The organism is Streptomyces sp. NPDC051207 (assembly GCF_040682395.1).
GTDB lineage: Bacteria > Actinomycetota > Actinomycetes > Streptomycetales > Streptomycetaceae > Streptomyces.
On sequence record NZ_JBFBAX010000027.1, the window covers coordinates 52,931 to 66,582 of the forward strand.

Annotated in this window: 10 protein-coding genes; 4 read left to right on the forward strand and 6 right to left on the reverse strand. The window is 73.6% G+C overall.

Annotation, left to right across the window (positions count from 1 at the left end; genetic code table 11):
- Positions 1 to 14 precede the first annotated feature (14 nt).
- Positions 15 to 836 carry a putative hydro-lyase gene (locus tag AB0M97_RS23970; RefSeq protein WP_365963005.1) on the reverse strand — a complete coding sequence of 274 codons (822 nt, stop codon included), beginning with the start codon at positions 834 to 836 and terminating at the stop codon, positions 15 to 17.
- Entirely contained in the window at positions 833 to 2,152 is a 1,320-nt protein-coding gene (locus AB0M97_RS23975) for an MFS transporter (protein WP_365963006.1), read from the reverse strand. The genes AB0M97_RS23970 and AB0M97_RS23975 overlap by 4 nt, the downstream gene beginning before the upstream one ends.
- Before the next feature lie 176 nt (positions 2,153 to 2,328).
- Here AB0M97_RS23975 and AB0M97_RS23980 point away from each other — a divergent pair, with 176 nt between their 5' ends.
- Positions 2,329 to 3,039 (forward strand): GntR family transcriptional regulator, encoded by a 711-nt coding sequence (locus tag AB0M97_RS23980; protein ID WP_365963007.1) that lies wholly within the window; start codon positions 2,329 to 2,331, stop codon positions 3,037 to 3,039.
- Between the two features lie 22 nt (positions 3,040 to 3,061).
- On the opposite strand, the gene AB0M97_RS23985 is transcribed toward AB0M97_RS23980, so the two are convergent.
- Genes AB0M97_RS23985 through AB0M97_RS23995 form a run of 3 tightly spaced genes read right to left on the reverse strand, consistent with a single transcriptional unit; the run spans position 3,062 to position 5,160 of the window.
- Complete coding sequence (locus tag AB0M97_RS23985; protein ID WP_365963008.1) at positions 3,062 to 3,934, reverse strand: transporter substrate-binding domain-containing protein; 873 nt, start codon at positions 3,932 to 3,934, stop codon at positions 3,062 to 3,064.
- 42 nt (positions 3,935 to 3,976) lie between these two features.
- A complete protein-coding gene (locus tag AB0M97_RS23990) occupies positions 3,977 to 4,714 on the reverse strand; it encodes a hypothetical protein (RefSeq protein WP_365963009.1) in 738 nt (245 codons plus the stop codon).
- Positions 4,711 to 5,160 (reverse strand): hypothetical protein, encoded by a 450-nt coding sequence (locus AB0M97_RS23995; RefSeq protein ID WP_365963010.1) that lies wholly within the window; start codon positions 5,158 to 5,160, stop codon positions 4,711 to 4,713. The genes AB0M97_RS23990 and AB0M97_RS23995 overlap by 4 nt, the downstream gene beginning before the upstream one ends.
- 258 nt (positions 5,161 to 5,418) lie before the next feature.
- Here AB0M97_RS23995 and AB0M97_RS24000 point away from each other — a divergent pair, with 258 nt between their 5' ends.
- Genes AB0M97_RS24000 through AB0M97_RS24010 form a run of 3 tightly spaced genes read left to right on the forward strand, consistent with a single transcriptional unit; the run spans position 5,419 to position 12,582 of the window.
- Positions 5,419 to 6,945 carry a hypothetical protein gene (locus tag AB0M97_RS24000; protein ID WP_365963011.1) on the forward strand — a complete coding sequence of 509 codons (1,527 nt, stop codon included), beginning with the start codon at positions 5,419 to 5,421 and terminating at the stop codon, positions 6,943 to 6,945.
- Positions 6,946 to 6,976: 31 nt separating this feature from the next.
- Positions 6,977 to 7,858, forward strand: coding sequence for a hypothetical protein (locus AB0M97_RS24005; RefSeq protein ID WP_365963012.1), 882 nt, complete (start codon positions 6,977 to 6,979; stop codon positions 7,856 to 7,858).
- Positions 7,859 to 7,902: 44 nt separating this feature from the next.
- Positions 7,903 to 12,582, forward strand: coding sequence for a hypothetical protein (locus AB0M97_RS24010; RefSeq protein WP_365963013.1), 4,680 nt, complete (start codon positions 7,903 to 7,905; stop codon positions 12,580 to 12,582).
- A 156-nt stretch (positions 12,583 to 12,738) separates the two neighbouring features.
- Here AB0M97_RS24010 and AB0M97_RS24015 read toward each other — a convergent pair whose 3' ends face one another.
- Complete coding sequence (locus AB0M97_RS24015; protein WP_365963014.1) at positions 12,739 to 13,350, reverse strand: hypothetical protein; 612 nt, start codon at positions 13,348 to 13,350, stop codon at positions 12,739 to 12,741.
- Positions 13,351 to 13,652 lie beyond the last annotated feature (302 nt).

A 13,652-nucleotide genomic window follows, 5' to 3' on the forward strand; every position in this document is an offset into this window, starting at 1 on the left:
CCGGAGTCTCCTTCTCAGGCCACGCGGTACTGCTCGTCGCGGGCGTCGCCGATGAACATCTGTCCCGGCGCGTGGGTGATGGCGAACGGCGGCCGTGAGGCCGTCACGGCGGCCTGCGGGGTGACTCCGCAGGCCCAGAACACCGGGATGTCGTCCGGTTCGGCATCCACCGGATCGCCGAAGTCGGGGCGGCCGAGGTCGGCGATCCCGAGCCCCGTGGGATCGCCGCAGTGCACCGGGCTGCCGTGCACCGCCGGGAGCAGACTGCTCTCCCGGATCGCGGCCGACAGGTGTTCCGGGGGCACCGGGCGCATCGACACCACCAACGGCCCGTGCAGCCGGCCCGCCGGACGGCACTGCCAACTCGTCCGGTACATCGGCACGTTGCGCCCCTGGTCGATGTGGCGCATCGGCACCCCGGCCTCCGCGAGCGCCCACTCGAAGGTGAAGCTGCACCCGATCAGGAACGACACCAGGTCCTCGCGCCAGTACGCGCGTACGTCTCGCGGCTCGTCCACCAGCTCGCCGTCCCGCCACACCCGGTAGCGCGGCAGGTCGGTGCGCAGGTCGGCGCCGTCCGCGAGCGCCGTCCGGTACGACCCGGCGTCGGTGACGTCGAGCACCGGGCACGGCTTGGGGTTGCGCGTGCAGAACAGCAGCACGTCGTACGCCCAGTCGGCGGGCACCGAGATCAGGTTGGCCTGCGTGTGCCCCGCCGCGACGCCGGCCGTGGGACCGGACAGGCCGGCGCGGAACCGCGCGCGTGCGGCGGCCGGGCTCCACGCGTGCGCGTGCTCGTCGACGAGGACCAGGGGGCGGTCACCGGTGCGGTTCACGTCAGCTCCTTCCCGCGCGTCTCCGGCAGGCCCAGCAGCGCCAGCGCCGCGAGCCCGTAGCCGATCGCCCCGAAGACCAGCGCGCCGCCCACGCCCCAGCTGTCGGCCAGGAAGCCGACCGTCGTGGGGAAGACGGCGCCGACCGCGCGGCCCGTGTTGTACGTGAAGCCCTGGCCCGTGCCGCGCACGGCCGTCGGGTACAGCTCGCTCAGGTAGGACCCGAATCCGCTGAAGATCGCCGACATGCAGAACCCGAGGGGGAAACCGAGCACGAGCAGCAGGGTGTCGGCGCCGCTCGGGATGTTCGCGTACGCCAGGATGCAGATCGCCGACAGCAGCGCGAACAGCCAGATGTTGCGGCGCCTGCCGAGCCGGTCGGTGAGGTAGCCGCCGGTCAGGTAGCCGATGAAGGCGCCCGAGATCAGGAACGTCAGATAGCCGCCGGTGCCGACGACCGACAGGCCGCGCTCGGTCTTCAGATAGGTCGGCACCCAGGTCGCCAGGGTGTAATAACCGCCCTGGACGCCGGTGGACAGCAGCACCGCGAACAGTGTCGTGCGCAGCAGTCCGGGCGACGCGGCCGTGCCCGGCCGGAAGATCGCCGCGAACGAGCCCTTCTCCGTGCTCCGCTCGCGTGCCAGGGCCGCCTGCGGGGCGTCGTGCACGCTGCGCCGCACCCAGACCACGAGCAGCGCGGGCAGCGCGCCGGTCCAGAACATGATGCGCCAGGCCAGGTCCTCGCCGGCCAGCGAGAAGACCAGCGTGTACACGATCGCGGCCAGGGCCCAGCCGACGGCCCACGAACTCTGGATCGCACCGAGCGTGCGGCCCCGGTGCCTGGCGCTCGCGTACTCGGCGACCAGGATCGCGCCCACCGCCCACTCGCCGCCGAAGCCGAGGCCCTGCAGGGCGCGGAACACCAGCAGCGTCTCGTAGTTGGGCGCGAAGCCGCACGCCACGGTGAAGACGGCGTACGTCATCACGGTGATCAGCAGTGCCTTCACGCGGCCGATGCGGTCCGCCAGGACGCCCGCGAGGGCGCCGCCGATCGCGGAGACCACCAGCGTGACGGTGGTGAGCAGGCCGGTCTGGCCGCTGTCCAGGCCGAAGTACGCGGCCAGGGCGACCATGCTCAGCGGCAGGGTGAAGTAGTCGTAGGAGTCCAGGGCGTAGCCGCCGAACGCGCCCCCGAAGGCGCGTCGGCCGCGCGGGCCCAGAGCGCGCAGCCAGCCGAGGGCGCCGTCGTGGGAGGCGCGCTCGTCCGGGCCGGGCGGGGCCGCGGTCGTCAGGGCTTGCGGTGGAGGGGTCGTGCTCATGGGCACCTCGCAGTGGAAGGACGGAGGGTGCTGGGAACTGAGCCGTGCCGTGCCGTGCCGAAGCGGTCGGCGCCGCAGTACCGGAGGCGGCGCCGTCCGTAGCAAGGTAGAGGATCGTTGAACGATCCCTCAATACCCCTGTTGTTTCGCTCTGGTGTCTGCGGTTGAATTCGGGCATGGCAGAGCAGCTGAGCGAACTGGCCGGCGACCGCGCCCTGTTGGGTCGCACCAGCACCGCCGAACGGGTCTCCGACATCCTCAGGAGCCGGATCGCCGAGGGGTTCTTCCCGCCCGGCACCCGGCTGTCGGAGGACAGCATCGGCGGCGCGCTCGGCGTCTCCCGCAACACGCTGCGGGAGGCGTTCCGGCTGCTCACCCACGAACGCCTGCTCGTCCACGAACTCAACCGGGGCGTGTTCGTCCGGGTCCTGACGGTCGAGGACGTCGAGGACATCTACCGCACGCGCACCCTCGTGGAGTGCGCCGTCGTCCGCGGCCTCGGCGAGCCGCCGTACGGTCTGGACGGACTCGTCGAGGCCGTCGAACGCGGGCGGCGCGCGGCCCGCGAAGCTGACTGGAAAGCAGTGGGTACGGCCAACATCCACTTCCACCGGGAACTGGTCGCCCTCGCCGGCAGCGCGCGCACCGGCGAACTGATGCGCGGCGTCTTCGCCGAACTGCGCCTGGCCTTCCACGTGGTGGACGACCCGCGCGCCCTGCACGAGCCGTACATCGCACGCAACGCCGACATCCTCGACGCCCTCCGGGCCGGCGACCGCGACAAGGCCGAACGGCTGCTCGCGGGCTACCTCGAAGACTCCCGGAAACGGATCGTGGACGTCTACCGGCGGCGGGTCGGCGAGGAGGACCAGGACGCGGCCGGCTGAGCACACCACCGGTCCGGCATGCTCAAGGGCTCACCGTGTCCCGGCACGAGCGGGCCTCGATCCTCGCGGCGCTCGGCTTGTAGTTGCTGATCCAGCCGGGCTCCTGGTCCACGAGGGCCGGCAGGGACGTCTGGATGTCCCGGGTCCACTCACTGCTGCCGACATACCCCATCAGCCACTCCTTGAGGTGGTTGCAGTCGGCCGTGTGTCCCTTGCGCAGCCCGATGCCGTAGTGCTGAGCCACTCCTATCGTCACCCCCTGCACCACACGCAGACCTTCCTTGCGGTACCGGTGGGCGAAGCCGTACAGGATCGCCTGGTCGGTGGAGACCGCGTCGACCTTTCCGGCGATGAGCTGATCGACGCAGTCGGACGCGTCGTCGAGGGGGAGTATCTCCACGCCCCGGACCTCCCTGATCTCGTCCAGCGCCGACTTGGACGTGGTGCCGTCCCAGGTGCAGACCGTGGAGCGGCGCAGGTCGGCCTTGCTGCGCACGTCGCTGTCCGGACCGACGAGGAAGCCCTGCCGGGTGGTGAGATAGGGGCCGACGAAATGGATCTTCTTCATCCGCTCCGCGGTGATGGAGAAGGAGGCGATCGTCAGGTCCGCCTTCTTCTCGAGGAGTTGGGTCACCCGGTCACTGGAGGAGACGTCCACGGGCTCGCTGAACGCCACGTCGAGTGTGTCCTTGATGTGATGGAACACGTGGAAGTCCAGTCCGGAACGGTCGTAGTTCGAGGAGTAGGACATGCCGGGCAGGTCGTTGTGCATGGCGACGGTGATCCGGTTCAGGCCGAGGAACGTCGGCTCCTGTTCCTCGGCGGAGCATGCCCCGAGCCCCACCAGTGAGGCGAGCGCGGTCGCCGCGCCGATCAGGCGCCTCGGCAGGCGCACGGTGGAAGACCTGGGTTGCGAGGTGTCGGGCACGGTGTCCTCTCAGTCGTGCAGTACGACGTCCGCGACGGACAGGTTCATGCGGCAGTTCTCGTCGGTCGCCAGGGTGATCAGCGCTTCGATCTCGCCCCGCAGCCCGCCCAGCGCGAGCTCGACGGTCTGGCCGCTGCGCACATGTTCCACCCGGCTGTTCGCGTTGCCCGGCAGCTCGGCGGTGTACTCGGTCTCGGGCACGCAGTACTGCTGGTCGAGGGCCGCGTCCCTGATCGTGAGGGTCAGACGCAGCCGTGAACGGTCGGCGGGGCTGTCCACGACGAGCCGCAGGCGCGAGCCGTCGGTGGCGGTGCCGGGGATGATGCGGGTCCGTCCGGTGACGTCGACTTCGCCGTGCTCCGCGAGGTGGTCCATGCCGATGGTCCCGGCGACCGCGCAGATCACCGCCGTCGCCGACATCAGCACCCGCCAGCGACGGCCCCGGACCTCGCTCGCCAGTGCCAGCAGACGCGCGAGCGCGAGCGCCACGGCCGTGCCGAAGGCGGCGTACACCCACACGAACTGGCGGAACGGTCCGTCGGGCGCGGTGATCAGGGCGAAGGTGCCGAGCGCCAGCACCAGCAGGAACGGCGGCCAGTTCCAGCCGCCCCAGCGCCTGGCCTTGTCGGCGAACTCCACGACGTCCCCGACGAACACGCTGAAAAACAGCTTGCTGACGAACCCGATCGCCGGGGACCCGTCACCCCAGGTCTTCGCCTTGCCGGTGACCGGGCTCTCACCGGTCAACTGCCGTCCCCCCGGCCCGGACGCGGATTGAAGTAGAAGGTCGCGCTCTCCAGCTTGCCGATCGCCGGTGAGCCGTCGCCGTGCGAGGTCACCTCGATGCGGTCGGCGCTGTGCGTCGTGCGGTGGGCCAGCTCGATCTGCCTCCGCAAGGACTGGGCGCTCAGATCGTCCCCACTGGTCAGCCACGTACCGATGGCCGCCTCCAGGATCTCCCGCTCCTGGGCGGAAAGCCGCGCGATGGCCGCGGCCGCGGCGGTGTCCTGCTCGGTCTCCGGCGGGTCGTCCTCGTTCCGCCGCAGCACCCTGCCCAGCAGGACCCGGCCCCTCTCCACCGCGCTGTCCGCCAGCCGGGTCTGCGCCGACTGGACGACCGCACCGGCGAAGGACGTCGCCGCCGTGCTGACGAACGGCGCGATGACGGCCGCGGCCGTCAGTAACTCAGACACGTGTTCTCCCCTCCCCGTGAAGGTAAAACTCTACTCAACTCCGCGTGTGCCGTACGTGACATGGAGCTACTCGAACGCGGGGCGCGGACACGCGACGCGGCAGGGCCGGGACCACTCCGGGAGACGGTGCGCGGACTCCGCTGCGCCCCCGCCGCCGGAGAGGCCCGAGGCCGGACGGTGCGGGCATGACAACCGTGGCGCCGGGGCGCGTCTGCGTCGTTTGGGCCGTTGTCAGACCGAGGACCTAGTCTGTGCACCGTGACTTCGCCTGCATCGACGGACAGCGTTCCGCCCCAGCTCAGCGCGGGGCCGCGGCCCGCGCCGGGCCCGGCCGCCGACGAAGGACTGGCGCGGCGCCTGCGCGCGCTCGCCTGCACCGCGCCGCTGCACGACCTGGACACCCGCAAGGCCAACCTCGCGGGCGAATACTCGGTGTACGGGATGGCGGAGATCGCCCTCGCCGCCATCGACCTCGTCACGCTCAACATGGACTTCGACACGGGCGCCGACCACGACCAGATCGTGGCCCGCCTCGTCCCGCGCGTGGCCGCCCAGGCCCCGCGGCGCCCCGCCGCCGAGCACGAGCGCGTGGCCCGCTGGGTCCTGGAGAACCTGCTTAACGTCGGCAGCGTCGACCGCGGCTTCCGCGCCGTGTACGGCACCTTCGGACCGGACGGCTCGTACGTCCGCCGCGACTACGACTTCAAGCTGATCGAGGAGGTCCCCGGCCCCGGCGGCACGGTGTACCTGCGCACGACCGACGAAGCGGTCAACGTCCTCGTCGGCGCCCTCGACACCGATGTCACCAGCGCGCAGATCGCCGCCGAGGTCAAGCTGGAGGTGCTCATCAGCCGCGGCCGGCTCGCCGACGCCCAGCTCGCCGCCGAGCAGGCCCGCTACCGGACCGTGCAGTACTCCGAAACCCTCCGCAGAGCCCTCGACGCCACCCGGCGCAACGTCCGCGCGGTCGACTGGCTCAACGCCGTCCCCGACATGATCGCCGAGGCCCTCGACCACGTCGCCGACCGCTACCGCCACGAGAACGCGATCCTCACCAACATCCGCAAGGCACGCGACGAGTCCGAGGACCCCGAGCACAAGCGCCGCGCCGCCGAACTGGTCGACATCGTCAAGGACTGCATCCGCCGCCACACCCAGCTCCAGTCCCGGCTGCTGGAGGCGGGCCCCCTGTTCCGCGCCGAGCAGGACCGGCAGGCCTTCGCCACCCCCATCGGCACCGCCGGCATAGACCTCTACGGCCACCTCGTCGCGCCCGTCCTGCCGCTCCCGCTGGAACAGGCGATCCGCGTCACCGACGCCTTCTTCGCCCGCGGCACCGGACTGCGCACACCGGTCTCCGTCCGGGTCGGCGACCTCGTGGACCTGCTGCTCACCCCGCCCGTGGAGCGTGAGCACCTCGGCGCCGAGATGCCCGAACCCGACCTGATCGCCACGCCGGACGACAGCCGGTTCAGCGAGGAGCAGCTGGCTGCCGCCAGGGAACTGCTCGACCTGCCGCACGACGCGCCGCGCCGGCTGTCCGGCCTGCTCGCCGACGCCCGCCGGCGCGACCCCGACCTGCCGTACCTGGTCGCCCTGCTCGCGGTCCACGCGGCCAGCCCGCCGGTCGGCACGGCCTACCGGCAGGGCGAGCAGAGACTGCTGTTCGCCGTGGACGACGGCACCGAACTGGACGACCCCGAGTTCGGCGGCGCCGACCTCGTCGTCGGCACCGCGCTGCTGGACGCGGCGGGGATGGCCGCGGACCGGACGGAAGCGGCATGAGTGAGCACCAGCGCAGCAAGGAGCACCGACCGTGACCGAGCACGTCGAGTGGAGTGAGGCCGAGCCCGCGGCCCCGTCGGCGAGCGCCGCCGTCACCCCCGCCGACGCCGCCGACGCGGCCCGGCTCGTCGCCTTCGGCCTGCAGCCCAAGCTGCAGCCGGCCCGCGACCAGGAGTACGCCGACCTGCTGCGCCGCTACCGGGAGGACCCGCCGTTCGCGCGGCTCGCCGACGCCGTCGCGACCGGGCTCGGGCTCGTCGTCCTGGAGGTGTCCCCGCGCGCGGGCATGGCCGTGACCGCCGCCGAGGACTCGGTGTTCGCCGTCCGCATGGGCGAGTACGCGCGCCGCACGTCCGCCGACTCCGCCGACCGCTTCCTGCACGGCCTCGCCCATCTCGCCGTCGCCGCCCTGGCGTTCCCGCGCCCCGAGGACCTCGCCGACGACGGGTACATCGGGCGCGTCACGGTCAACGGCGTCGACGCGTTTGTCCGCCAGGCCTGCCGACGGCTGGAGGAGCGCGCCGAGGCACAGGGCGAGAACACCGACCCGGCCACCGACGCGCCCGGCCTGGAGACCGCCTGGCGGATCTGGGCCAGACGCACCGCGACCGGCGCCACCAAGGACGCACGCCGCCTCGCCGGCTCCACCACCGGCATCGTCGGCAAGGCCGTCGCCTTCCTCACCGACTCCGGCTTCCTCCAGCGCACCGGCGACGACAACGGCGGCACCTACCGCACCACCGCCCGCTACCAGCTCCAGGTGCGCGACATGGCCGGCAGCGCCGCCATGGCCGAACTGCTGGAGCTGGGGATCGTCCCGGTCACCGACGGCACGCCGACACTGCTGCCCCCGCAGGACGCCGACGACCCGGAGCTGGTGGCCGACGCCGGGCTGCCCTTCCACTCCTCCTGAAGCCCCCTGACCCCCCACCTCGAAAAGACTGACGAGAGTCCGCCATGTACGAGCTGTCCCGGGTCCGCCTCTACTCCATCGGACCCGCCGGTGCGCGCTACGCCGACACCGTGCTTGACCTGCGCGGTGTCGGCGAACCCGTGCCCGACCCCGCGCCCACGCAGGCGGAGTTCTTCGAGGAGGAACCGGTCGGCCCGCCGCGCCGCCCCGCGCCCGCCGGCGTGCTCTTCCTGGAGAACGGCGGCGGCAAGTCGGTACTGCTCAAGCTGATCTTCTCCGTGATGCTGCCCGGCCACCGCAACACCCTCGGCGGCGCCAGCTCCGGCGTGCTGCGCAAGTTCCTGCTCGCCGACGACTGCGGGCACGTGGCCCTGGAGTGGCAGCACGTGCTGACCGGCGAGTGCGTCGTCGTCGGCAAGGTCAGCGAATGGCGCGGGCGCCAGGTCTCCAACGACCCGCGGAAGTTCGCCGAGGCCTGGTACTCCTTCCGGCCCGGCCCCGGACTCAGCCTGGACAACCTCCCCGTCGCCGAGTCGACCGCCGTGCGCCCCGCGGCGGAGGGCGTCTCGGGCGCCCAGGGCCGCCGCCGCACCATGAAGGGCTTCCGCGACGCCCTCACCGAGGCCCAGAAGGCCTACCCGCACCTGGAGGTGCACTGGGAGGAGATCCACGAGCGCTGGACCGAGCACCTCGGCGAACTCGGCCTCGACCCCGAACTCTTCCGCTACCAGCGGGAGATGAACGCCGACGAGGGCGAGGCCGCCGGTCTGTTCGCCGTCAAGAAGGACTCCGACTTCACCGACCTGCTGCTGCGCGCCGTCACCGACACCCGGGACACCGACGGCCTCGCCGACCTCGTCGGCGGCTTCGGCAGCAAACTCGGCCGCCGCGCCGAACTGATCGCCGAACGCGACTTCACCGCGGGCTCCGTGGACCTCCTCGGCCGCATCGTGGAAGCCGCCGACGCCCGCTCACGCGCGCGTGACGTGCACGCCGGCGCCGAACGCCGCACGAGGACACTGGCCCGCCGGCTCTCCGCGCGCGGCGCACAGGAGCGGGCCCGCGCCGCCGACCTCGCCCAGCGCGTCACCGCCGCCGCGCACGCCGTCACCCATGCCGGGTCCGCCCGCGAGCGCAGCGCCCTGACCGCCGCCGAACTCGCCTACCGGCACGCCTCGCTGGCCCTCGCCGCCGCCGAGAAGGCCGCCGCCGCGCAGAAGCGGGAACTCGCCGACGCCCGCACCCTGCACGCCGCCTGGCAGGCCGCCGAGGCCGTACTGCGCCACCGCGCCGCCGCCGACCGCGTCGCCCGCGTGTCCGCCGCGATCCAGGAGGCCGAGCGGGACGCCGCCCCCGCGCTCGCCGCCCGTACCAAGGCCGCCACCGACCTCGTACGGGCCCTGCACGCCGCCGCGCAGAACGCCGAGAACCTCGCCAACGAGGAGGAGGAGCGCTCCGCCGCCCTCCAGGAGACCGGCGACCTCGCCCACCGGGACGCCACGGCCGCCGCCACCGAGGCCCAGCGCGCCCGCAGCGAGATCGGACACCTGCGCCAGCGCCTCGCCGAGGTCGAGCAGGAGACCGCCGAGGCCGTCCGCGCGGGCTGGCTCGACGACAGCGCGCCCGACGCCGACCCGGCCCGCGCCGCCCTCGCCGCCAGCGACGCCGAGAAGACCGCGGTCGCCGCCTGGGACACCGCCCGCGAAGCCGCACGCCGCGCCACCGAGCACGCGCGCGAGGCAGCCGCCGCCGAGACCCGCACGGAACTGACCGCGGCCCGCGCCTCCGACGCCGCCACCGCCGCGGAGCGCGGCCACCAGGCGGAGCTGCGCACCGCCGAGGCGCTCGCGGCCGAGGAACGGCTCGCGGAACTGCTCAGCCTGCCCGGCACCGCACGGGTCGGCGTACCCGGGCCCCGCAGCGGCGACGGCCCGTCCGCAGCCCGGCCCGACGGCGCGCGCGGCGCCGCCCAGGAACCGTCCTGGGCGGGCAGCCCCGCCGCCGAAGGGGCGCTCACCGCCGAGGAGCTGGACCGCTTCGCCGACGACCTGCGCGCACTCCTGGACGACGCCGTCTCCTCCGCCGAACGCCAGCTGTTCGACCTCCGTACGGCCGCCGCCGACGACGCCCGGATCCTCGGCGCCCTCGGCGACGGCGGGCTGCTGCCGCCCGGACCGGACGTGCTGGCCACCGTCGAGTTCCTCGGCGAGCACGGCATCCCCGCGCTGCCTGGCTGGCGCTACCTGGCCCAGGCCGTCGACCCCGCCGACCACGCGCGCGTCCTGGCCGCCCGCCCCGAACTCGTCGACGGCGTGATCATCACCGACCCCGACTCGCACGCCCGCGCCCGGGACGCGCTGAGCGACGCGGCCCTGCTGCCGAGGTCGGCCGTCGCGGTCGGCACCGCCGCCGCCCTGCTCGCCCCCACCCCGGGCACCGGCTCCGGCAGCGGCGATGTGTTCCTCGTACCGCCGAACCCGGCCATGCACGACGAGCACGCCGCCGACGAGGAGCGGCAGGCGCTGCGCGCCCGCGCCACCGCGCGCGACGAGGAGATCCGGGCGCTCGCCGCGCGGCTCGGCAAGGACCGCGAGCTGGCCGCCCGCCTCGCCTCCTGGCGCACCGGCTGCCCCGCCGGACGCCTCGCCGAGCTGGCCCGGGCCGCCGCGGAGGCACGCGCCTTCGCAGCGGAGGCCGAGGCCGAACTCGCCGAGGCACGCACCGTGCGGGCCGAGGCCGAGGAAGCCGCCGCAGAGGCGGTACGGGTCCGTGACGAACGTCAGGAGGCCGCGCAGCAGGCCCGCCGCGCCGCCGACGCCCTCGCAGGCCTCGCCTTCCGGCTGCGGGAACGGGCGGGCTGGCAGGCCAAGCTGCGTGAACTCGCCGACGAGGCCACCGAGGCCGAGGCCCGCGCCCAGTCCTGCCTGGAACGCGCCCGCGCCGCCGACGAGGACCGGCGTGCCGCCCAGCGCGCCGCCGACGACGCCCGCCGCACCGCGCGTGCGCTGCGCGCCGAACGCTCCGAGATCGCCGGCGCCCCCGACGACGTGCCCGCGGACGACGCGGCCGCCCCGAAGTCGTCCCTGCCCGCTCTCCGCGAGGCCTACCGGGCCGCCTCCCAGCTGTACGAGAAGGTCGGCGTCGGCGCCGACCTGCGCGCCGAGCAGGCCCGCGCGGAGAGCGACGAGAGCGCCGCCCGGGCCGAGCTGGACCGCCTCAGCAACAAGGTCCGCACGCGCGCCGCACACCTGCTGGAGTCCCCGGACGGCTCCGACGGGCCCTCCCGGCAGGCCGCCGCGGCCCGCGCCGAGGAACTGGTGCAGCTGCTGGAGACCCGCATGTCCAGCGCCAGCGAGCACCTCGGACGGCTGCGGGGCGAGGCCGAGCGGCACGCGCCCGAGGACGGCGACGCCCACACCGAACTCCCCGGGGACCTCGTCCCGCGCGACGCCGAGCACGCCCAGGCCCTGCTGCGCACGGCGACGGCCGAACTCGCCTCCCGCACCGAGGCACTGGCGCGGGCCCGCGAGGCCCACGCCGAGCTCCTCGACGCCCACCGCGCGGCCGAGGACGCGGCCGGCGGCTTCGACGAGATCGCCGCGATGCTCCGCGACCTGCTGCGCGAGCACCCCGCCGAGGAGGACCAGGAGGCCCCGGAGCCGTACCCGGGCAGCCTTGAAGAGGCCCGGCACTCGGCCGCCGAGGCCCGCCGGTCCCTGCGCGGCTGCGCCGCCGACCTGTCGGCCGCCGAGGCCGCCGTCCGCGAGGCCAGCGACATCCTCGTCCGGCACGCCAACTCCACGCGCTACGAGCAGGTGCGCACCCCGGCCCGGCAGCAGATCCGCGAACTGCCCGCCGCAACCCTGCCCGAACACGCCCAGAAATGGGCGGACGCCTTCGCACCCCGCCTGCGGGTCCTGACGGACGAACTGGCGCAACTGGAGCGCAACCGCGACTCGATCGTGGACCGCCTGCGCGGACTCGTGGAGTCGGCCCTCGCCACGCTGCGGTCCGCGCAGCGGCTGTCCCGGCTGCCCGAAGGGCTCGGCGAGTGGTCCGGGCAGGAGTTCCTGCGCATCCGCTTCGAGGAGCCCGACCAGGCCACGCTCACCGAGCGGCTCGGCGACGTGGTGGACGAGGCGACCCGCGCGGCCGTGAAGAAGAACTCCGACCTGCGGCGCGACGGCATGTCCCTGCTGCTGCGGGGAGTCGCCGCGGCGCTCCAGCCGAAGGGCGTGGCCGTCGAGATCCTCAAGCCGGACGCGGTGCTGCGCGCCGAGCGCGTGCCGGTCGGCCAGATGGGCGATGTGTTCTCGGGCGGCCAGCTGCTGACGGCGGCCATCGCCCTGTACTGCACGATGGCCGCCCTGCGCTCCAACGACCGCGGCCGGGACAAGCACCGGCACGCCGGCACGCTGTTCCTGGACAACCCGATCGGCCGCGCCAACGCCACGTACCTCCTGGAACTCCAGCGCGCGGTCGCCGACGCCCTCGGGGTCCAGCTCCTCTACACCACCGGTCTGTTCGACACGACCGCCCTGGCCGAGTTCCCGCTGGTCATCCGGCTGCGCAACGACGCCGACCTGCGGGCCGGGCTGAAGTACATCAGCGTGGAGGAACACCTGCGGCCGGGACTGCCGCGGGTCACCTCCGGCGCGGAGGGCGGGCACAGTGAGATCACCGCGACGCGGATGTACCGGCGGCCGGCGGCCAGTAGCTCGTAGCTCGGCGTGGGACCGCGGGTTCGTCGCTCCGCAGCTTCGTCGCTCCGCAGCTTCGTCGTGGCGGGGCGTCGTCGGGAACTGCGATTCGGTGCGGCTGGTCGCGCCGTTTCCCGCGCCCCCGGGGCGCCGCTCAGCCGCCGGCTCAGGCCTCGACCGCTACGAATGCGACAGCCGGCCCGTGCCGCCCCGCCTGCGTATCCGCTCCTGTGCCCGCTCGGCGACGCGCGCCTGCCTGCGGGCCCGGCGCCGCTCGCGCCGCAGGGCGCGGGCCGTGCTGCTCGGGGTCGACACCACGCCGTTGCGCTGGTTCCAGACCTGGCGCGTCACCCAGACGTCCAGCGCACCCCAGGTGGCCACCATCGTGCTGGCCACGCTGCTGATCACCATCGGGACCGCCAGCCACGACCCGGCCATGGTGCACAGGAAGGCCACCACCGCCTGCACCAGCGTCACCGCGATGATGAGGACCGCCCGCACCGCCGCGGTGCGCACCGGATCGGGCAGTCGGCGCCGCCGCGCGGGCTCCTCGATCCACAGCGGCCGGTAGGCCGCCTGCTCCTGTCGCGCCTCGTCCGCGCCGGCCGCCCCGGATATGCCTCCGCCTCGGGGTGTCCCCGCCCCGGTCCCGGTCTTCCCGGGCGCGTCCTTGCCCGCCGTCTCCTGCCGGGCCGCCGGAATGCCGATATCCCGTGCCTCCGTGCCGCGTGGCGCCCTCACGCGTCCCGCCCCCTCGTCAACGGATGTCTTCAGCCGCTCCGCCGTGCCCATCAAGTGTCACTTCCCATCCCCAGCAGTCCGCTCGTCCCGAGTCCGACGACCCGACTCCCACTGGCTGCCCGGCTTGCGCTGTTTTACGCCGCCCCGGGGCAGGGCACGGTTCCTGTGGCCGATTCCGCCCCCATTTCCCATGGAGTAGGACGAACGGCGCCGCATGAAGATTCCCGGGCAGCGATGAAAACCGGCCAACTGACCTGCGCCACACAGTGATCCGCGCACAGGGGTCCAGCCGGATTCGGGGAGGCAATCTCCCCCAATGACCGGACAACTCCCCATCTCTTTCCGCCGGTACG